The organism is Mycobacterium montefiorense (genome assembly GCF_025823255.1).
GTDB lineage: Bacteria > Actinomycetota > Actinomycetes > Mycobacteriales > Mycobacteriaceae > Mycobacterium > Mycobacterium montefiorense.
The window spans coordinates 363,532-382,951 of the sequence record NZ_JACKVL010000006.1 but is presented as its reverse complement, the minus strand read 5'-3'; the positions used below and the strand labels follow the sequence as shown (position 1 = coordinate 382,951).

General features: G+C 64.1%; 18 protein-coding genes and 1 pseudogene. 8 read left to right on the top strand and 11 right to left on the bottom strand.

From position 1 onward, the window contains the following. The first annotated feature begins 110 nt into the window (after positions 1 to 110). Positions 111 to 794: a class I SAM-dependent methyltransferase gene (locus tag H7K34_RS03605; RefSeq protein WP_264059997.1), complete on the top strand. Its 684-nt coding sequence runs from the start codon at positions 111 to 113 to the stop codon at positions 792 to 794. Here H7K34_RS03605 and H7K34_RS03600 read toward each other — a convergent pair. From H7K34_RS03600 to H7K34_RS03585, 4 genes are all read right to left on the bottom strand, one after another. Next, positions 775 to 1,851 (bottom strand): prenyltransferase, encoded by a 1,077-nt coding sequence (locus H7K34_RS03600; RefSeq protein WP_264059996.1) that lies wholly within the window; start codon positions 1,849 to 1,851, stop codon positions 775 to 777. The genes H7K34_RS03605 and H7K34_RS03600 overlap by 20 nt on opposite strands. After that, complete coding sequence (locus H7K34_RS03595; protein ID WP_264059993.1) at positions 1,838 to 2,596, bottom strand: class I SAM-dependent methyltransferase; 759 nt, start codon at positions 2,594 to 2,596, stop codon at positions 1,838 to 1,840. The genes H7K34_RS03600 and H7K34_RS03595 overlap by 14 nt, the downstream gene beginning before the upstream one ends. Then, positions 2,590 to 3,846 carry a glycosyltransferase family 4 protein gene (locus H7K34_RS03590; RefSeq protein WP_264059989.1) on the bottom strand — a complete coding sequence of 419 codons (1,257 nt, stop codon included), beginning with the start codon at positions 3,844 to 3,846 and terminating at the stop codon, positions 2,590 to 2,592. Before H7K34_RS03590 ends, H7K34_RS03595 begins: the two co-directional genes overlap by 7 nt. Before the next feature lie 328 nt (positions 3,847 to 4,174). Beyond that, a complete protein-coding gene (locus H7K34_RS03585) occupies positions 4,175 to 4,798 on the bottom strand; it encodes a TetR/AcrR family transcriptional regulator (protein WP_264060523.1) in 624 nt (207 codons plus the stop codon). A 62-nt stretch (positions 4,799 to 4,860) separates the two neighbouring features. On the opposite strand from H7K34_RS03585, the gene H7K34_RS03580 reads away from it, so the two are divergent. The 4 genes from H7K34_RS03580 (at position 4,861) to H7K34_RS03565 (ending at position 9,114) form a co-directional block, all read left to right on the top strand. After that, positions 4,861 to 5,685, top strand: coding sequence for an SDR family NAD(P)-dependent oxidoreductase (locus H7K34_RS03580; RefSeq protein WP_264059985.1), 825 nt, complete (start codon positions 4,861 to 4,863; stop codon positions 5,683 to 5,685). 183 nt (positions 5,686 to 5,868) lie between these two features. Continuing rightward, positions 5,869 to 7,422, top strand: a complete 1,554-nt coding sequence (locus H7K34_RS03575; protein ID WP_264059982.1) for a GMC family oxidoreductase — start codon at positions 5,869 to 5,871, stop codon at positions 7,420 to 7,422. A 95-nt stretch (positions 7,423 to 7,517) separates the two neighbouring features. After that, positions 7,518 to 8,309, top strand: a complete 792-nt coding sequence (locus tag H7K34_RS03570; RefSeq protein ID WP_264059981.1) for an alpha/beta hydrolase — start codon at positions 7,518 to 7,520, stop codon at positions 8,307 to 8,309. A 22-nt stretch (positions 8,310 to 8,331) separates the two neighbouring features. Continuing rightward, positions 8,332 to 9,114, top strand: a complete 783-nt coding sequence (locus H7K34_RS03565) for a DUF1906 domain-containing protein (RefSeq protein ID WP_264059980.1) — start codon at positions 8,332 to 8,334, stop codon at positions 9,112 to 9,114. A gap of 5 nt (positions 9,115 to 9,119) precedes the next feature. On the opposite strand, the gene H7K34_RS03560 is transcribed toward H7K34_RS03565, so the two are convergent. The 5 genes from H7K34_RS03560 to H7K34_RS03540 all read right to left on the bottom strand — a co-directional run bounded on the left by H7K34_RS03560 (position 9,120) and on the right by H7K34_RS03540 (position 15,484). Further along, positions 9,120 to 9,995 carry an alpha/beta fold hydrolase gene (locus tag H7K34_RS03560; protein ID WP_108923815.1) on the bottom strand — a complete coding sequence of 292 codons (876 nt, stop codon included), beginning with the start codon at positions 9,993 to 9,995 and terminating at the stop codon, positions 9,120 to 9,122. Between the two features lie 187 nt (positions 9,996 to 10,182). Next, positions 10,183 to 12,387, bottom strand: coding sequence for a catalase/peroxidase HPI (gene katG / locus H7K34_RS03555; protein ID WP_264059979.1), 2,205 nt, complete (start codon positions 12,385 to 12,387; stop codon positions 10,183 to 10,185). A gap of 49 nt (positions 12,388 to 12,436) precedes the next feature. Continuing rightward, positions 12,437 to 12,877: a Fur family transcriptional regulator gene (locus tag H7K34_RS03550; protein WP_264059978.1), complete on the bottom strand. Its 441-nt coding sequence runs from the start codon at positions 12,875 to 12,877 to the stop codon at positions 12,437 to 12,439. 75 nt (positions 12,878 to 12,952) lie between these two features. Beyond that, a complete protein-coding gene (locus tag H7K34_RS03545) occupies positions 12,953 to 14,239 on the bottom strand; it encodes a L,D-transpeptidase (protein ID WP_264059977.1) in 1,287 nt (428 codons plus the stop codon). 201 nt (positions 14,240 to 14,440) lie between these two features. Further along, positions 14,441 to 15,484, bottom strand: a complete 1,044-nt coding sequence (locus H7K34_RS03540; protein WP_264059976.1) for a class I SAM-dependent methyltransferase — start codon at positions 15,482 to 15,484, stop codon at positions 14,441 to 14,443. Between the two features lie 93 nt (positions 15,485 to 15,577). Between H7K34_RS03540 and H7K34_RS03535 the strand changes: the two genes are divergently transcribed. Next, positions 15,578 to 15,982, top strand: coding sequence for a PPOX class F420-dependent oxidoreductase (locus H7K34_RS03535; RefSeq protein ID WP_264059972.1), 405 nt, complete (start codon positions 15,578 to 15,580; stop codon positions 15,980 to 15,982). 45 nt (positions 15,983 to 16,027) lie between these two features. Continuing rightward, positions 16,028 to 16,841 (top strand): annotated as a pseudogene (locus tag H7K34_RS03530) (MOSC domain-containing protein). A gap of 3 nt (positions 16,842 to 16,844) precedes the next feature. Here the strand turns inward: H7K34_RS03530 and H7K34_RS03525 are convergent. Further along, on the bottom strand, positions 16,845 to 17,582 hold the full coding sequence (locus tag H7K34_RS03525) for a cutinase family protein (protein ID WP_108923829.1): 738 nt from the start codon (positions 17,580 to 17,582) through the stop codon (positions 16,845 to 16,847). Positions 17,583 to 17,810: 228 nt separating this feature from the next. Next, a complete protein-coding gene (locus tag H7K34_RS03520; RefSeq protein ID WP_264059970.1) occupies positions 17,811 to 18,359 on the bottom strand; it encodes a thioredoxin family protein in 549 nt (182 codons plus the stop codon). On the opposite strand from H7K34_RS03520, the gene H7K34_RS03515 reads away from it, so the two are divergent. Next, complete coding sequence (locus tag H7K34_RS03515) at positions 18,358 to 19,404, top strand: DMT family transporter (protein WP_264059968.1); 1,047 nt, start codon at positions 18,358 to 18,360, stop codon at positions 19,402 to 19,404. The genes H7K34_RS03520 and H7K34_RS03515 overlap by 2 nt on opposite strands. Positions 19,405 to 19,420: the final 16 nt, after the last annotated feature.

Genomic DNA, 19,420 nt, shown 5'->3' with positions numbered 1-19,420 from the left:
AGCACGATGTTAAATCGAATCCGTCTCCGCCGCTGGGCTGGGTGAACTCCGATCCCGACGGACCCCGACCACGATGTCAGCCACAGCACGCCGACCGATAGGTTCAGCCCATGAGCCACACCGACGCGAGTGCACCCGAGCGCCTATTCGCGCTGGCCGAACGGGTGACGGGTTTCATGCCGGACGACGAGGGGCGCGCGCTGTACGACGCGGCGCTGCGATACCTCAACGGCGGTGTCGGTGTCGAGATCGGTACCTATTGCGGCAAGTCGACCCTGCTGCTCGGCGCAGCGGCGCAACAGACGGCCGGAGTGCTGTTCACGATCGACCATCACCATGGCTCCGAGGAACATCAGGCCGGCTGGGACTACCACGACGCCTCGATGGTCGACGAGGTGACCGGATTGTTCGACACGCTGCCGACGTTTCGACGCACCCTGGACGCCGCCGGGCTGGACGACCTCGTGGTGGCGGTCGTGGGTAAGTCACCGATCGTGGCCCGCGGTTGGGGGTCACCGCTGCAGTTCTTGTTCATCGACGGCGGCCACTCCGAGGCCGCGGCCACCGAGGACTTCAACGGCTGGGCGAAATGGGTGAACGTCGGCGGGGCACTGGTCATCCATGACGTATTCCCCGACCCGAAGGACGGCGGGCGTCCGCCGTATTACATCTATTGCCGCGCACTAGATTCCGGTCAGTTCCGGGAGATCTCCGCACTTGGGTCGCTGCGGGTGCTCGAACGCACCAACGGTCGGGTCGGCGAGCCGATCGAAGTCATCGACCGGGCCCGGTAACCACACATTCACAATCGAAGTCGGTCTGCAGACCCAGCGGCAGACCATGGGCGCGGAAGATCCCCGCGCCCGCGGTGGTGTCCGACAGCGCGTCGGCCGCCAGGATCACCGCCGCACCGGTCCACGCGGTTCGCTCTTCGGGCCACCGCTTGCCGTCGGCGAATACCAGACCGGTCCAATACGAACCGTCTTCTTCGCGCAAGTGCTGCATCGCCGTGAATTGCTTGTGCGCCGCGGAGCGTTGCCCGATGGCTTCGAGCGCCATGACCAGCTCGCAGGTTTCGGCGCCGGTCACCCAGGGCCGGTCGGCTACGCAGCGAATGCCGAGACCGTCGACTACAAAGTCGTCCCAGCGCTGCTTGATTCGTGCTACAGCGGCCGGGCCCCGCAGCGCACTACCGAGGATGGGGTAGTACCAATCCATCGAGTAGCGGTCTTTTTCGGTGAACGCCTCCGGATGCGCGACCAGCGCGTGCCCCAACCGCCCCAATGCCAGCTCCCACTCAGGCTGCGGGTCGTCCAGCAGGGCAGCCAACGCGAGCGCACACCGGATGCTGTGGTACACACTGGCGCAACCTGTGAGCAGGGCTTCACGTACTGGCCCGGATTCGCTTCGAGCCCAACAGATCTCACCGTAGCCAATCTGCAGATCGATGACGAAGTCGATCGCCTTGTGGACCGTCGGCCACATGGATGCGGCGAATGATTCGTCACGGGTGACCGACACGTAATGCCAGACACCCGTAGCGATGTAGGCGCAGAAATTGCTGTCGCTGTTGGCGTCTTCGATTGTCCCTGCCCGGAACTGAAGGGGCCAGGAGCCGTCGGACCGCTGAGTGCGACGGCTCCACTCATATGCGGCCCGGGCCGGTTCCAGCAGTCCGGCAGCGGTGAGCGCCATTGCCGATTCCACGTGATCCCACGGGTCGGTGTGTCCGCCGTGAAACCAGGGGATGGCACCCGATGATTCCTGCTCGGCGGCGATGGACAGGGCTGTCTGGCGACACTGCTCCGGACTGAAGACACCCGGAACTGCCGGCGCGTTAAATCGACGCAACTGAATACCCCGGGGTTGCTTCGGCTTCCGCTGTCTGCGGCTTGGTGAAATACATCGCCACGCTCTTGCCCACGAGAGGATTGAGCACCGACTCCGCGATCCGGGTGAGCTTCGGCCGCTGCATGAGATCCCACACCAGGAGTTTGTGGTAGGCCGCGACCGCGGGGTGCTCGGTATTCTCAACCCCGACAGCACATTTCAGCCACCAGAACGGCGAATGCAGTGCATGCGCATGATGGGAATGCGTCAAGTCCATGCCGCTATCGGCGATCTTGTCCCGCAATTCGCTGGCCCGGTAGATGCGGATGTGGCCGCCCAGGTTGGCGTGATACTCGTCGGACAGTAGCCAACAGACTTGTTCGGGAAGCCACCGCGGCACACTGACTGCCAGCGTGCCACCGACTTTGAGTACCCGGATCAGCTCCACGATCGCCTCGTCGTCTTGCGTGATGTGTTCCAGGATTTCGGATGCGATGACACAGTCGAATGTCTGGTCCGGGTAGGGCAATTTCAACGCATCACCGACGACCGTCTGCGCTGATGCCGCGGCGGGCGCCTCGCCGCCTTCGGCCATCGCTTTCAGAATGGCGTCCACAGACTGCAATTCGTCTTCGTCGCGGTCGAACGCGATGACGTCGGCACCGCGGCGGTATGCCTCGAATGCATGCCGGCCGGCTCCGCAACCCACGTCGATGACCTTGCTGGTGGGCCCGATCCCCAGCCGATTGAAATCGACTGTCAGCATTGCAGTTCGCCTTCGGTCGCGGCCTTTCGTGCGATCGCCCGCTGATAAACCTGCACGGTTTGCGCAGCGACGGCTTCCCAGCTGAACACGCTGACGGCGCGCGCTCGTCCCGCCTTTCCCAGGCTGCGGCGCTTTTCCGGCGAATCGAGGAGCTCACCGAGGGCGCGGGTCAACGCGTCGACGTCGGCGGGCGGCACCAATTCGGCGCACGCGCCATCGGTCCCGAGAACCTCGGGCAGTGCTCCCACCCGGCTCGCGACGATCGGGGTACCGCTCGACATCGCTTCCACGGCAGGAAGCGAAAAGCCTTCGTAGAGCGACGGAATGCAGGCGACCTCTGCCGAGGCGAACAAGGCTGCCAACTCGGCATCGGAGAGCCCGCTGGTGATGTGCACGATGTCGGAGATGCCCAGTTCGGCAATCAGCTTGTGCGTAGGGCCGTTAGGCTCCACTTTGGCGACGAGCCGCAACTCGACATCCCGATTCACCCGAGTCTTGGCGACCGCGTGCAGCAGAGTACTGACGCCCTTCAGCGGGGTGTCGGCGCTGGCGATCGCGATGATGCGGCCCGGTTGCCGTGGGCCCGAACCCGGTTGGAACAGCTCGGTGTTCACACCCAACGGCACAACGTGCAGCTGATCCGCCGACACACCGAAGTCGGAGATGATGTCCGCGGCCGACGACGACGAGACCGTCAACAAGTGCGGAATCTGGCGCGCAACCTGTTCTTGCATCGTGGAAAACCCATACCAGCGGTGCACCAACGGCTTTCGCCACCACTTTGCGGCAGCCACATCGAGCACCCGGTCACGGGTGATGGGGTGGTGCACGGTAGCGACCACCGGCATCCCGGTGCCCGAAATCGTGAGCAGTCCGGTGCCCAGGCTCTGGTTGTCGTGAACGACGTCGAAATCTCCGGCACGCTCAGCCAATAGCCGCGCAACACGCATCGTGAAAGTCCGCGGCTCGGGGAACCCCGCGGTCCACACGGTGAGGAGTTCCAACAGGTCGATCGAGTCGCGGATCTCGCTCGGGCGCGGCACCCGGAACGGGTCGGGCTCGCGGTACAGGTCAAGGCTCGGCACCTTGGTCAATCGCACCCGGGGATCGAGCAGTTCCGGATACGGCTGTCCGGAGAAGATTTCGACGTCGTGACCGAGTTCGACGAGACCGTGGCTGAGATGGCGTATGTAGACGCCCTGCCCACCGCAATGGGTCTTACTACGGTAGGACAACAAGGCAATACGCATACTCAACTCTTCTTTGCTGGTTAACGAACGCGGAAGGGCGCCGAATCCATTGCGATCAACGAGCTCCCGAACCCCGTGACAGCAAACTGGACATGTGTCCAGACTATAGTTCGATCAGCTAATCGACGCAACGCGCCATCGGTGCCCTTCAATCCTAGGTTTCGGCGACTTTCGCCCCTCGGTGCGGCCGCCAGATAACTGTTCCAGGCCGTGCTGAAACGCTTGCCGCACGGATCCTGTTGTGAGCCAATGGGCTCATCATCGATCGATGCCGAGGAGCAATTGTTTGCTGGCGTAAGCGCCGGCGTGGCACAGACGAAGTCCCGGTTCAGCGGTCGAACAGATCGGACAGGGCGTCGGAGACCATGCTTTCGGGGCTTTGGTCGATCCCGACATTGCGCAGCTCACCGTCGATGGCCAGGGATGCGATGCCGTGCACGAGGGACCACAGCGGTCCGGCGGCCTCGCGCGGTTCTTGGCCGCGCAGCGACCCGGCGGCCTGATACGCGGCTATCCCGTCAAGCAAAACTCCAAAGGCTTGACCTGCAGCGACCGCCAAGCTCGGGTACTGGGTTTTGTGGGTATCCGCGCCGAACATGACTCGGTACTGGTCCGGATGACCAATGGCAAAACGCACATATGCGCGACCTATTTCAATCAGCTTCTCCGTCGGCTCCGACACGGCATCAACGGCGGCCGTCAATGCCGTGTGGAGCTCGAGAAATCCCTGTTCAGCGACCGAAGCGAGTAGGTGGGCCTTGTCGGTGAAGTGACGGTACGGAGCCGCGGCGCTGACGCCCGCCCGTCGCGCCGCTTCGGTCAACGTGAAACCCTTTGGCCCCCGCTCGGCCACGAGCGAGAGCGCGGCGCTGGTCAGCGCTCGTTTGAGATCGCCGTGGTGGTAGCTGTCACGCGGCTTCGCCGTCGCAGCAGGTGCCTTCTTCGCAGACATGTTGACGACATTAACATGCTGACTTATGTTTATGGCATTCACATTTTTTGGAGGGAGTCGAAATGTCAACTCAACGACACGGGGGAGCCGGCGGCTGGGCGGTGATCACGGGTGCCAGCTCCGGTCTCGGCGCGATCTTCGCCGACATGCTGGCCAAGCGGAGTTTGTCATTGCTACTGGCCGGACGCGACGAAGTTCGGCTAAACGCGGTGGCGCAGCGAGTTCGCCATGGCACTGCCGGGATTGACGTCGAAGTGGTCGTCGGGGACCTGGGCACCCGGTCGGGCGTCGATGCCCTCGCGGCGCGGCTCGAGGGACGTGCAGTCGAGGTGCTGGTCAATAATGCCGGGTTCGGCACGTACGGACGGTTTTCGGAACTGGATGCCGACCGCGAGCATGAGCTGGTCGCGGTCAACGTCGATGCGCTGGTTCATCTCACCCATGCGGTGCTTCCCGGAATGCTGGCCCGCGGTCGCGGCGGCATCCTCAACGTCGCCTCCACGATCGCGTTTACGCCCGGGACCTATCAGGCCACCTACGGCGCCTCGAAGGCTTTCGTACTTTCGCTCAGCCGGGCGTTGTGGGCAGAGACCCGGGGCTCGGGCGTAACGGTGACTGCGCTGTGCCCAGGACCCACCCGCACCGGATTCGTCGATGCACTGGGATCGGATGTCTCGCACACCGCGATCTACCGACGCCTGGCGGCACCGGAGCCGGTGGTGTCAGCGGGACTGCGCGCACTCGACCGAGGCCGAGGCGTCGCGGTCCCCGGGTGGCGCAATCGGATCATGTCTACCGCCAGCAGCTTCTCACCCGGTTGGCTTTCGGCCTTGATCAGCGCCCGGTTGCTGCGGCCCGCGGCCGCGACGACACATGCAGGCCGCTGAAATGTCCGGCAAGCTCGTCGGCTTTCTCGCCAGTCGCCTCATGAAAGCCGCCGAACGCCTGTAATCCACATCACATCTGACAACCCCGTGCTCCACGTGCTCCGAATTGAGGCTATCCACACGGGAATTCGTGGGTCCGGGTAACCATCCGGCCCGTCCCAGCGTGGCTAGGACGGGGTCATCGTGAAGGCGGCAATACGAACAAGCTACGACGTGATCGTGTGTGGCGCCGGTTCGTCGGGATCGGTCATCGCCGGACGGTTGGCGGAAAATCCCGACGTCTCGGTCTTGCTGGTGGAGGCCGGCGGGAGCGACGAAGTTCCCAGCGTCACCGATGCGAGCCAGTGGCCACTGAATCTGGGCAGTGAACGCGATTGGGGATTCGTGTCCGACCCCGACCCCAGGCTGCACGGGCGCTCGATCGGATTCTCGATGGGCAAGGTGTTGGGTGGCGGATCCAGCATCAACGTAATGATCTGGGCACGCGGGCACCGCAGTGACTGGGACCTGTTCGCGGCCGAGTCCGGTGAACCGGCCTGGGGCTATGAGGCGGTCCTGGATCTGTACAAACAGATCGAGGACTGGCACGGCGTAGGCGAGCCGGACCATCGAGGCAGGGGAGGCCCGGTGTTTGTTCAGCCGGCTCCAGGCGCGCATCCGGCCGCCGCCGCGACGGTGAAAGCGGCTAGGACACTGGGGATCCCGACGTACCAAAGCCCCAACGGTCGCCTGATGGAAGACATGCGCGGTGCCGCGATCACCGACCTGCGTAGCCGCGGTGAAAAACGCCAGTCGATATTTCGCACCTATGCCGCCCCATATCTCGACAAGCCGAACCTGACCGTGGTCTCGAACGCGTTGGTGACACGGGTCGAATTCGAGGGGAATCGGGCCACCGGCGTCGACATCCTCCATCAGGGCACGATCCATCACGCGACCGCCAACGTCGAGGTTGTGTTGTCGCTCGGAGCGATTCACACGCCCAAGGTGCTGATGCAGTCTGGCATCGGCGACGCGGACGAACTGTCCCGGCTCGGTATCGCGGTCCGAGAACACTTGCCCGGGGTCGGACGTAACCTTCAAGACCACTTCGGGTTTGACTGTGTCTGGGAGCTGCCCGAGGACGTGCAGGGCAGCACCGAGTCGGGGGCGACGCTGTTTTGGGACTCCGGCCTCGGCGACCATGACGGACCGGACCTGTTCGCTTGTTTCGCTCCTTTTGGCAAATCCACGCCCGAAAACGTCGCCAAATATGGGTTACCGCAGAACGCATGGATCCTGTTCGGCTCCCCGACGCACCCCAAGAGCCGCGGGCAGTTGCGATTGACCGGTCCCGATCCGAGCGACCCGCTTCGGATCGAGGCGAACGCGCTGTCCGATCCCTACGATGTCAAGACGGGCATCGCCTGCATCGAAACCCTCAGGGAAATAGGCAATTCCACTGAGTTGAGCCCTTATGTCGCGCGCGAAGTCATGCCGGGCAACCTGACGGGTGACGAGTTGGAAACCTACTTACGCAACGCGGTTACCACCTACTGGCACGAATCGGGAACGGCGAAGATGGGCCGTGACCAAATGTCGGTGGTCGATGGACACCTAAACGTCTACGGCGTCGAGAAGCTGCGCGTCGCCGACGCGTCGATCATGCCGCGCATCACCAGTGGTAACACCATGGCGCCCTGCGTAGTAATCGGCGAACACGCCGCACAGTTCATCAAGGCCGACCACCGCTTCTGACATCAAAAGATGTCGCGCCGCGGATCAGGCCGCCGTGCATCCGGCAACGAATCCACAATGACCAAACATCAACGTCCCGATAGGAATCCGATCTCATGCTGGAACTAATCGATAAAGGTCAAACCAGCGAAGAGCACCCGCACCCGTTGCTCTTCGTACACGGCGCCTTCCAGGGCGCATGGAGCTGGGACGCACACTTTCTGGACTTCTTCGCCGAATGCGGGTTTCGTGTCTTAGCGCCCAGTTTGCGCGGTCACGGCTCGAGCCCGGCGGACAAACCCCTTCGCAGGTGTTCGATTTCCGATTTCGTCGACGATGTCACCTCAATCGCTAATAACGTTGCACCGCAGCCAATCCCGATCGGCCATTCGATGGGCGGATTCGTCGTGCAGAAGTACCTGGAAAGCAATGACGCCCCGGCCGCAGTGCTGCTGGCGTCCGCACCGCCGCATGGACACCTGCGGACACTGTTGCGGACGATGCGTCGACACCCATGGGGCTGCAACAAGTTCGCGCTGACGGGCCGACCATCCGACATGTACGGCGGGACGCTGGCGGGCGCGCGCGAGTTGTTCTTCACCGCCACGACGCCCGAATCAGTGGTCATCGAGGGCACCGAGCGGCTTCAACCGGACAGTACGAGGGCAATTATCGGCGACATGGTCGCACTCAAACTCGTCAAGACCGCGCAGGTGACCACGCCCCTGCTAGTGCTCGGGGGTGAGCAGGACGCGATTTACCCCGCGTCCGACGTGCGGAGAACCGCGAAGGCCTACAACACCCAACCGACGTTCATCTCGGACATGGGGCACAATGTGACGCTGGAACCAAAGTGGCCGACAGTCGCCGGCCACATCCTGTCCTGGCTGAACGAGCGAGGACTCTAGCTGGTTTTGCTACCATCGCGCGATGCCCGATTCGGCTGCGCCACGATCTGTTTCACGACGCGAAGTCTTCAAATATGCCGTCGCTCCGGCGCTACTGAGCCTGACCGCAACGTGCGGTGCACCCCGGGCCGCCGCCGACAACATCCAGCTGATCGACTTTGCGGAGAAACGAATCTCGCCGGATGAGATCAAATCGGCCGGTTACGCCGGGGTGATCAACTACGTATCGGCGGAGCGGCCGGGGGCGCATTTCGAAGCGAAGCCCATCACTCGCCAGTACGCGGACGCATTGCGCGCAGCAGGACTTCAGATCGTCAGCAACTTTCAGTACGGCAAGCCGGGATGGCCCGCTACCCCGTCTGATCTCACCCGCGGACACGACGGCGGCGTGGCGGACGCTCAAACGGCCCTGCAACTCCATACCGCTGCCGGAGGCCCGAATTCGGCACCAATCTTCTTCAGCGTCGACGACGATATAGACCAGAACACCTGGAATACTGTTGCCGTCGACTGGTTTCGGGGAATCAACTCGGTACTCGGCGTAGGCCGCACCGGCATCTACGGCCACAACAACGCGTGCGGGTGGGCGATCAGGGACGGCGTGATCGGCAACTCGACGAGTGCCGGACACCGCTGGGCATGGCAAACACGGTCGTGGTCACATGGCCAGCGCGAGCCCATGGCGGTGCTGTACCAAGCGATCGTCAACAGCCCATCCAATCCCGGCCCCCTTCTTGGCGGCATCAACGTGGATGTGGACGACGTCCTCGCGGCCGATTACGGACAGTGGGATCTCAACCGCTGAGCCCGCTACATGCCCAGCGGCACCGAGCTGCCCGTCGCCTGGGGTGTCGTCGAGGCGATGAAGTCCTCCAGGATGTCGGCCACCGCCGCCGGCGCTTCCACGTGGGGGAAGTGCCCGACACCCTCGATCACCTCGAGCCGACTGCCGTCGAGCGCATCGTGGGCAGCGTAGGCGTGCGCGACCGGAATGATCCGATCCTGATCACCCCAGATCAGCACGGTAGGCAAGCCGGCCGCGACGTGCAGCTTGTTGAGCGCGCTGACCGCCTGACCGCGATAGTCCACGACTGAGCGCAACGTCCGCAAAAACGCCTGACGGGTCCGCGCGTCCGACAGCGAGCAATACGCCTGCCACATCTCACCTGCTCGCGGTGCGCGAACCCCCGCGGTCGCCAACCATGAACCCACCTTGTTGCCGACGTTCAGCACCGGCTGCGGCGCGACCACGGGCAACACCAACTCAGCACCGGGTGCCGACAGCATCCGCAGCACCGGGCTGAGCTCTGGGCCGAGGCCGCCGCTGCCGATCAGGGCCAGCCGCTCGCAGTAATCCCGGTGCTGATGGGTGAATTGCATCGCGATGCCGCCGCCCAGCGACTGCCCGACCACGGTTGCGCGCGTCACGCCGAGTTCGTCGAGCAGATCACGCAGAGAAACCGCGAATGCTCCCAGCGAGTAATCGCCGCGGGGCTTAGCGGACTCGCCGTGGCCGAGCAGGTCCGGCGCGATGACGCGGTACTTCTTAGCCAGCTGCGGGATGATTTCACGCCAGGTGGCCGAGCTGCCTGCCATCCCGTGTATCAGCAGCAGGGCTTGACCGTGGCCGGCTTCCCGGTAGGCGATCCGGTCGCCGTGCAGTTCGATGTACCTCAAGTCGCTCATCTCAACCGTTTACCCAGCTTTACTCGTTGGACGCATCGGCGCTTCAACAAAGCGTACGCAACTTACGCTCTCGTAGGTTACTCGTGGGTAGTAGTGTGGCGGGCCTCACGGGCTCGCCGAGACGAACGACACCCCGCGAGCCGGGGCGCCCGCGGGGTGTCGTCTGGTAGCAGCGATCAGGCCGGTATCACTTGAGGTCGTACCGGTCGTTGTTCATCACCTTGACCCACGCCGCGACGAAGTCCTCGACGAACTTGCCTGCGTTGTCGTCCTGCGCGTAGACCTCGACGAGAGCCCGCAGGATCGAGTTCGAGCCGAACACGAGGTCGTTCGCGGTTGCGGTCCACTTGGGAGCGCCAGAGGCCCGGTCACGGCCCTCGTAGACGTTCTCCTGGGTCTCCGACGCCTTCCACTCCGTGCCCATGTCGAGCAGGTTGACGAAGAAGTCGTTGGTCAAGGCGCCCGGCTTGTCGGTGAACACGCCGTGCTTGCTCCCGCTGTGGTTGGCACCAAGGGCACGTAAGCCACCGATGAGCACCGTCAGCTCCGGACCGGTCACACCGAGCAGGTAAGCCCGCTCCAGCAGGAGCTGCTCCAGCGGGGCCTTCTCCCCGGGCCGCGCGTAGTTGCGGAACCCGTCGGCTCGCGGCTCGAGCACCGCGAACGACTCCACATCGGTGTTCTCCTGGGAAGCATCAGTACGGCCGGGGGCGAAATGCACCGCGATGTCGTACCCGGCTTCCTTGGCCGCCTTCTCGACCGCCGCCGAACCGGCCAACACGATCACATCAGCCAGCGAGATCTTCTTGCCGCCCGACGCCGAGGCGTTGAAGTCCCGCTGGATCTTTTCCAGCACGGGCAACACCTTGTCCAGCTCGGAGGGCTCGTTGACCTCCCAATTCCGTTGCGGCTCAAGACGAATCCGCGCCCCATTCGCACCACCGCGCTTGTCGGTGTTGCGGTAGCTGCCCGCCGCCGACCATGCGGTCTTAACCAGCTGGGGAACGGTCAGGCCGGACTCGAGCACCTTCTTTTTCAGAGCCGCCACGTCCTTGTCGTTGACCAACGGGTGGTCGACGGCGGGAACCGGATCCTGCCACAGCTGCGGTTCGGGAACCCACGGACCGAGGTAACGCGAAATCGGTCCCAGATCACGGTGCAGCAGCTTGTACCAGGCCTTGGCGAACGCCACCGCCAGCTCGTCGGGGTTCTTCAGCCAGCGCTGGGTGATCTCGCGGTAGATCGGGTCTTCTCGCAGGGAGACGTCGGTGACCAACATCGTCGGAGCACGGCCCGGTCCGCCGAACGGATCGGGAATGGTGCCCGCGCCGGCGCCGTCCTTGGCCGTGAACTGCCAGGCTCCGCCCGGGCTCTTGACCAGCTCCCATTCGTAGCCGTACAGCGTCTCCAGGAAGGTGTTGTCCCACTTGGTCGGGGTAGGCGTCCATACCACCTCGAGGCCGCTGGTGATGGCGTCCTCGCCCGAGCCGCTGCCATAGGAGCTCTTCCAGCCGAGCCCCTGCTGTTCGATCGGGGCGGCCTCGGGCTCGGGGCCGACCAGATCACCGTTGCCGGCGCCGTGGGTCTTGCCGAAGCTGTGGCCGCCGACGATCAGCGCAGCGGTCTCCTCGTCGTTCATCGCCATCCTGCCGAAGGTCTCGCGGATGTCGATCGCCGCGGCAACCGGGTCCGGTTTACCTTCGGGGCCTTCGGGATTCACGTAGATCAGACCCATGGTGGTCGCACCGTAGGGTTCCGCAAGATCGCGCTTGCCGGAGTAACGCTTGTTGGTGCCCAACCATTCGTCCTCTTCGCCGAAGAGGATCTCTTCAGGCTCCCACACGTCGGGGCGACCGAAAGCGAACCCAAAGGTTTCGAATCCCATCGACTCCAGCGCAACGTTGCCGGCCAGCAGCAGCAAGTCCGCCCAGGAGATCTTGTTGCCGTGCTTCTTCTTGACCGGCCACAGCAGTCTGCGTGCCTTGTCCAGGCTGGCGTTGTCGGGCCAGCTGTTCAGCGGCGCGAAGCGCTGCAAGCCCTGACCGCCACCGCCGCGGCCGTCGTAAATGCGGTAGGTGCCGGCGGCGTGCCAGCTCATCCGAATGAAGAAGCCACCGTAGTGGCCGTAGTCGGCGGGCCACCAGTCCTGGGAGGTGGTCAGCACCGACACCAGGTCGGCCTTGACGGCCTCGACGTCGAGCTTGGCGAACTCTTCGGCGTAGTCGAAGTCGTCGCCGAGCGGGTTGGCCTGGGGTGAGTGCGGGTGCAGCCTCGATACGTCGATCTGGTTGGGCCACCAGTCCTGGTTGGTCCGGGGCGCATCACCCTTGGGCTCGGGGGCCGCGATGCCCGGGTTCTCACTCTCGCTCTTGTGGGATGTATCTGATGACACAGCATTCCTTCCGGTGGTGGGTGAATCGGGCTGTGATCACGGGCTGTGATCAGGAATCTGCACTCGAGCAGTTGGGGCAAGTGCCCCAGTAGATGACTTCCGCCTCATCGAGGACGAAGCCATCGAGAACGTTGTTGTCGTCCGATGGGGTCAGGCAGGGGGCGTCGCCGACCGCGCAGTCGACGTCGCCGATGATGCCGCAGGACCGGCATACGACGTGATGGTGGTTGTCGCCGACCCGAGATTCGTATCGCGCGACCATCCCCAATGGCTGGATGCGCCGGACCAGGCCCACCGCCGTGAGGGCATTGAGCACGTCGTACACCGCCTGACGCGAAACGTCGGGGAGACCGGCTCGCACCGAGGAGAAGATCGTCTCGGTGTCGGCATGTGGATGGGCGTGTACTGCCTCCAGGACCGCAATCCTGGGCCGGGTCACACGCAGATCGGCAAGCCTGAGCCGCTCTGCGTAGTCCGACGTTGACGACACAAGGCCAGTATGGCCCACTTATCTGGAATCAGTCAAGACTTTATCGGTGCAACACCCCGTAAAAATTTGGTGTCGCTAAGCGGGCTTCAACGCGCTGCCGCCGCGCCACTGGTCCCAGCGCAGCGTCCAGTCGCCGTTTTCGGCCAGTTTCAACGATGGCCCACCGGTGTTGCGGATCTCGACCACGTCACCGGGAACGGAGAAGCCGTAGAACCATTTCGCGTTGTCGGCGTTGAGGTTCAGGCACCCGTGCGAGGTGTCGGTGTGTCCCTGCGCCCAAACCGTCGCGTCGAGCTGGTGCAGATAGATGCCGTCGATGCTGATTCGGGTCGCGTAATTGATGGTCTCCCGGTATCCGAGGCGGGAGTTTTTCGGCAGCCCAAATGTCGAGGAGTCCATCACCACGGGATTGCCCTTGTCCAGCACGGTGTAGATGCCGGAGGGGGTCCACAGCGATATGGTCTGCGCGCCGACCGTCTCGGTGCCACCCATTCCCATGGAGGTGGGCATGGTGCGGACCAGAGCTCCGTTGCTGTAAACGCTGACCGTCTTGGTGGCATCATCGGCGATCGAGACGTGAGCGTCGCCGATCCGGAACGACACCCGGGTGTCCTCTTGCCCGAAGAGGCCGTCGCCCAGCGCAATTCCGTAGATTTTCGCTTCGACGGTGACGGTGGTACCGGATGCGTAGTAGCGCTCTGGTCGCCAATGCGCGTTCTGCTCGTCGACCCAGAACCAGGAACCTTGCACCACGGGATCGGTCGTCACTTTCAGCTGTCGCTCGGCGGCGGCGCGATCGGCGATCTTCTCGTCGAAGTGGGCAACGACCACGGTGCCGACCCCGTAGCTGCCGCCGTTTCGCAGCGAGGCCTGCGATGTGGTGGTGAACGAGACTTTGGTCTGGTTCGACGGCTGCAGTGTGGAGAATGACGACACCTGAGTCGACACAACGCCGCCTGTGCCGCGACTGCTGACGTTCAGCGTGTAGGTACGTCCATAGCCCAGGGGAGTGGTGGGCATCCAGACGGTGTTGTCGGGCGTCATCACGCCTTCGATCGACTTGCCGCCATCATTGACCATACGAACATCGGTGATCGTCCCGTTGTCAGCCTTCACCTCTACCTGCGCGACCGGGTCGACGTCGCGTGCATTGACAGCGGGAGTGATCGAAACCTTTGCCGCCCCAGACCCGTTCGCCGAGTCTGCCCGATGTGAGCACCTACCGTTCGGGCAGTCGGGGAGCACCGCGACCTGCGCTGCACCGGCCGCCGCGATGAAAACGAACACCACGAACAGGAAACGGCGTGGCCAGCTGATGCCAAGTATTCGGTGGACATACCCGGCGCTGCTCTTGGACGTCATTGAAACGGGGGATCCTCATGGGCTCGTGATTGCTGCCCATCAAGTAGCCCGCCAGCAGCTCTCTGAAACCGATTCGTGTTGGTTCGCCCAGAACACCGTCACCGTGAGGGGGGCCTCAGGTAGCCAGCGGAGCCGCGGCCCAGGGTTGAAAGTCGTTCCCGTTATTGATAACCCAGACGTCGGGCAAGGATCGTCGCCGAATCAACCCTGCTTGCGGTACACGAGCCAGCGCAACTCGATGGGGGATTCTTCACGCGCGACATCGAAAACGTCGAGACCATTAGCCCATCCGTCGAACCAGTCCGTGGGCGGCCAGGCGCCGTCGGGCAAATTTGCTTTCTCGTACTCGTAAGCCGAGTCATCGGAGACGAGCAAGAACGGCAATCCGGCCGCCGCCGTGGTGACCTCGTCACGGGTGAAGAACGTGGTGTTGCATTGCTGCCCGAGTTCTCGTGCGGCGTCGTCGGGGGTGTAGCCGTCGCGCGCCAAAAAGGTGTTGAACACCAAACGGCCGCCGGCGGCAAGACACTGCTCAGCGAGTTCGAACATGCCGCGCAGCTCGTGTGCGGTGCGGAAGTCGGGCACCACTTCGGCGAGCACGATCAGCTGATAGTCCTCGCGAACACCTTCCATCGCGACAAAAACGTCGCTTTGGATAACCCGGACATCGAGTGAATCCCGGTGGGCTTCCGCGCGAATGATGTCGGCGAACTTGGCAGCCAGCTCCACCGCGTCGACCGGGTGACCACGGCGGGCCAAGGCGAGGGCATTTCGTCCGGTGCCGGCACCGACGTCCAGTACCCGACACGTGCTCGGGTCGGTGGCTTCGTTGGCGAGCGCCCATACGCGCGCGTCAGGTGCGGTGCCGAACAACGGCCCCTCGCGGGTGGTGACCCAGTTGTCGTATTCGATGCCGACCGTGGACACTTGGGGTTTGACGCGGTAGTTCAGCATCGTGCCGAACGGTGCGCTGAACTGTATGACAATGTCCGAACGCGAGGAGCCCTTAAAGGCTTTTGCCAGTTCCCCTTGCAACACCCCTCTGAGCTGAGTGCGTTCCTCGTCTGTGTGCAGAATGCCCTGGCCGCCGAAGATGGTTTCGCACATCTTGACGTACTCGTCGAGCATGCCCGGAACGGCTGGCAGCTGAATCTGCCCCTCGGCATTCGACCGTCGATACAGCCGCCGGGCCATCGCTTCGCGCAGCGTGGACGGGTCGAAAGATCTGCGGGCCCGATCCTCCATCAGACTCTTGTACACGACCCGGCCGCTGACTGCACGATGGGGCGGGATACCCGATGCAAAGCGCGGCGCTATCCGTCGCCGAGAGGGGAGATCATGAGCGAGGACGCGACCGCCCGGTTAGGCGATGAGAAGTTCGTATCTTTGACGACGTTCAAGCGCAACGGCGATGCGGTCGCCGTGCCGATGTGGATCGTCGATGACGGTGCACACCTGTCGGCGTGGACACCGGCCGACTCGGGGAAGGTCAAGCGGATTCGACACGATCCCCGGGTCACGCTTACGGCGTGCGGTCGAACCGGCAAGGTGCGGGCCGGCCAGCCTGTCGTTGCGGGGACCGCCGAGGTGATCACCGACCCAGGGGAGGTCGCGCGCGTCGAATCACTTGTCAAGCGCAAATACGGGTTCGGGTTTCGGGTCGTCACCCTTCTCGAAACCATCGCCGCCTGCGGCCGCAAACCGCGGTTCGCCCTGCGCGTCACGTTGTCAGCTGGTGGATGATGGTCGGCAACTGGGTGTGCGGTGTCGCTTGATGGGAATATTCGGATGAGGGTCGAGAGCTTGCGCCGGTACCCGGTGAAATCGATGCTCGGAGAAGCCGTCGATCACTTGTTCGTCGACGAACGTGGCGCGGATGGAGACCGGCGGCTGGCACTCCTCGACACCGCAACCGGGCATGTAGCCAGCGCCAAACAGGCGCGGCTATGGCGGGGGCTGTTGAAATGCACTGCCAGCGCAGACACCGGGGGCGTAACCATTGGGCTGCCTGACGGTACGCGAGTCGCGGCCGACGACCCCGACGTCAATGAGCTGCTCTCGCGCCTGTTGGGACGTGCGGTCCAACTGGTCAGCAAGCGGACGGATGGTGCGACGGTGGAACGTCCGGACCCCGAAAAGCTGCTTGACCTTGGGTTGGACGCCGAAATCGCGGGCCGCATCTTGGAGATTGGCCTGGGAACGCCGGGAGATTCGATTACCGACGATGCTCCACTGCACGCGATCACCACCGCCACCCTGGAACACATCGGCGCCGAAGCCCTGCGCTACCGGCCCAATATCGTGATCGCGACACCGCCCGATTGCCCTCCTTACGTCGAAAATGACTGGGTTCAAAAGGAGTTCGACATCGGCGAACTTCGGCTACACGGCCTGGAACTTACCCCCCCCCCCCCGCTGCGTGGTACCGACGTTGGAGCACGGGCCGCTACCAAGAGCTCCGCAGGCGCTCCGCACACCCGCCGCCGAGAATCGTCTGGAAGCAGGCAGTTGCGGACTGGCGGCCTGCGCCGGCATCTACTTCAAGGCAACAACGAAAGGTGTTATCCGCGTTGGTGATCGGGTGGTCCTGGTAGACGCCTAGCGCCTAGTTGCCGAAACCATTGGGCGCGTGCGTCACTGGTGCCGGTGGGCCGGGGGCGGCATCGAGACGGCTGGCCGCAAAGGACGCGCCCTTGTCGATCATGGTGCCGTCGTCGGCGTAGGTGTTGTGCGCGGCGAAGTTCATACCATCCGAGCACACCGGGTCTTCTTCAGCGCAGACCTTGATGGTCTTGTCGGCATAGGTCGGCCCGATGACCACGGGCGGCTCGCCTAGGAAGTTCATCGCCCGCACGTTGGGCATACCGAAGAGCACCACCGCGGCGACATGGTCGGCGACGCCAGGCGCCAGCGGCTTGGGAACCGTCGCGGGATCAACGCCAGCGGGTACCGCGTCCGACGTCACGAAGCCCATCACGGCCGCGCCCTGGGAGAACCCGCCGAGCACCATCTTGGTCTTGGGGCAGCTGCCCGCCATCGACACGACATGAGCGCCGGCGTCCCTAATGCCGTCGATCCCGGTCTCCCACTCATTGCTGGCGGGGTAGTTGACCGCGTAGACGTCGACGGACTTTCCGCCCTCACGCCCACGCAGGTTGTCGACGAAGGCTTGCCCGGTCGGGCCGATTCCCTCTGGCTCACCAGTACCGCGAGCGAACACCACTTGCGTGTCCGGGCACGGCTCGGCCGATGCTGGGGCAGGGGAGAAAAGGACAGAGGTGCCAAGGCTCAAACCTGCTGCAGCCGCAGGACCCACAAAACGCACGACGTAACCGGCAATCATGTTCAATTAAGTGCCCATCCAGGCCGATCACCAAACGGCGGATAATCCGCCCGCGTTCGTAGCGAACGCAGTGGCCACCGGCGTGGACCCAGCGATTTGGGCCTGCGGCCGACGAACACACCAGTGGGGGCGGGCACGCAGGGTCGTGGCCGAGGCGCGGCGACACCCGATTTCACGTTGTGACAACGCATGTTGCCAGCTGCGGTCGGCCCTACCGCCTGCGGCGGATCAACGCCACTTGATGCCGCAGCCTATTGACGGCCGCTGGTTAGGGTCGACCGGCTGCCCGGCCAGCACGGCGTCGACCGCCGCCCGGATGTCGGCGCCCGTTACCGGTAGCTCGTTTTTGGGCCGGGAGTCGTCGAGCTGTCCGCGATAGACGAGTCGGCGTTCGCCGTCGAACACAAACGTATCGGGCGTGCACGCCGCGGAGAAGGACCGCGCAATGTCTTGCGTCTCGTCGTACAGGTACGGAAACGTCCAGCCGTGGCGGCGGCCCTCGGCGACCATCTGGTCCGGGCCGTCCTGCGGGTAGGTGGCCACGTCATTGCTGGAGATCCCCACCATTGCGACACCTTGGTCGGCCAGGTCGCGGCCCAGCGCGGCCAGCCCGGCGGCGACATGCTGGACATACGGGCAGTGGTTGCAGATGAAGGTGACGACCAGTGCGGGACCCGCCAACTCGTCGAGGCTGACCACCACTCCGGTTGCTGGGTCGGGCAACGCGAAGGGCGGCGCGGACGTTCCGAGGGCGAGCATCGTGGACTCGATAGCCATGCCCGCCAGACTAGTCCGCGGCGACCCCGGCGCGATCGCCGAGCGCGGGTGCGCAACGCTGTATCCGGTGGGGCCAGAGTTAGCCGCGTTGCAATCCGGGGTACCAGTCCGAAACATGGGGTGGGTGATATCGCACGCCGTCGCGATCTGCTCAGGGCTGCTCGCCGCGTTCTGGGCAGCAGTCGGCATCGTCGTTCGACAGCGCGCCGCCCAAAACGTTGCGGCTGGTGACGATCTGACCGGGCCGACGGTGACGAACGTGGTTCGCCAGCCGCTGTGGTGGGCAGGTCTGCTCGCCGCCATCGCCGGTTTTGTGTTCCAGACCCTGGCTCTGGCGCACGGATCCCTGATGCTGGTGCAGCCGCTGCTGGTTTCGTCGATGCTGTTTGCGTTGCCGTTGAGCGCGAGGCTTTGCCATCAACGCATCACCCGGGCCGAGTGGAGTTGGGCGATCGTGTTGACTGTCGCCCTGGCGGCGTTCTTGCTCGTCGGCCAGCCCCGCGAGGGTTACAACCGTCCGCCGATACCGTCGTGGACCCTGGCGGTGCTGCTCACCGCACCGCTGGTCATCGCCTGCCTCGTCGTCGCACGGCGCACTATTGGGCGTCCGCGCGCCATGCTGCTGGCGGTCGCCGTGGCGGTGCTGCTCGGCGTGGTCGCGGTTCTGACGAAGATCTGCACGCACCGCTACGCGGTGGGGGGATGGCACGCACTGCTGACCGTCCCCGCGCCATACCTACTGGTCGTGCTGGCGGTCGCGGTGACCATGGTGCAAAGCTCGGCTTTTCACGCCGGCGCATTGCAGGCGTCGGTGCCGATCATGCTGGTCGGCGAACCTGTCGTCGCGGTAGTGCTCGGAGTTGTCGTGCTCGGCGAACACCTTGAGGTGCGGGGATCGGCAACACTGGGCCTGCTCGTCGCCGTCGTCGCGATGGTGGCTTCCACGATCGCACTCGCCCGCGACCAGGCACCCGGCACAGACGGCACGACCGTGAAAGCTGTTGGTGCACAAGGCGCTAACGAAGACGGTGTGGTTTGCACCTAGGCAACGCCGGCTCGCG

What these genes read in the sequence shown, in the direction of transcription:
- H7K34_RS03570 (WP_264059981.1), top strand. Translation starts at nt 7,518, where the DNA reads ATGCTGGAACTAATCGATAAAGGTCAAACCAGCGAAGAGCACCCGCAC.
- H7K34_RS03560 (WP_108923815.1), bottom strand. Translation starts at nt 9,995, where the DNA reads ATGAGCGACTTGAGGTACATCGAACTGCACGGCGACCGGATCGCCTAC.
- H7K34_RS03605 (WP_264059997.1), top strand. Translation starts at nt 111, where the DNA reads ATGAGCCACACCGACGCGAGTGCACCCGAGCGCCTATTCGCGCTGGCC.
- H7K34_RS03580 (WP_264059985.1), top strand. Translation starts at nt 4,861, where the DNA reads ATGTCAACTCAACGACACGGGGGAGCCGGCGGCTGGGCGGTGATCACG.
- H7K34_RS03590 (WP_264059989.1), bottom strand. Translation starts at nt 3,846, where the DNA reads ATGCGTATTGCCTTGTTGTCCTACCGTAGTAAGACCCATTGCGGTGGG.
- H7K34_RS03515 (WP_264059968.1), top strand. Translation starts at nt 18,358, where the DNA reads ATGCCCGCCAGACTAGTCCGCGGCGACCCCGGCGCGATCGCCGAGCGC.
- H7K34_RS03545 (WP_264059977.1), bottom strand. Translation starts at nt 14,239, where the DNA reads ATGACGTCCAAGAGCAGCGCCGGGTATGTCCACCGAATACTTGGCATC.
- H7K34_RS03595 (WP_264059993.1), bottom strand. Translation starts at nt 2,596, where the DNA reads ATGCTGACAGTCGATTTCAATCGGCTGGGGATCGGGCCCACCAGCAAG.
- H7K34_RS03520 (WP_264059970.1), bottom strand. Translation starts at nt 18,359, where the DNA reads ATGGCTATCGAGTCCACGATGCTCGCCCTCGGAACGTCCGCGCCGCCC.
- H7K34_RS03525 (WP_108923829.1), bottom strand. Translation starts at nt 17,582, where the DNA reads ATGATTGCCGGTTACGTCGTGCGTTTTGTGGGTCCTGCGGCTGCAGCA.
- H7K34_RS03540 (WP_264059976.1), bottom strand. Translation starts at nt 15,484, where the DNA reads ATGGAGGATCGGGCCCGCAGATCTTTCGACCCGTCCACGCTGCGCGAA.
- H7K34_RS03535 (WP_264059972.1), top strand. Translation starts at nt 15,578, where the DNA reads ATGAGCGAGGACGCGACCGCCCGGTTAGGCGATGAGAAGTTCGTATCT.
- H7K34_RS03585 (WP_264060523.1), bottom strand. Translation starts at nt 4,798, where the DNA reads ATGTCTGCGAAGAAGGCACCTGCTGCGACGGCGAAGCCGCGTGACAGC.
- H7K34_RS03565 (WP_264059980.1), top strand. Translation starts at nt 8,332, where the DNA reads ATGCCCGATTCGGCTGCGCCACGATCTGTTTCACGACGCGAAGTCTTC.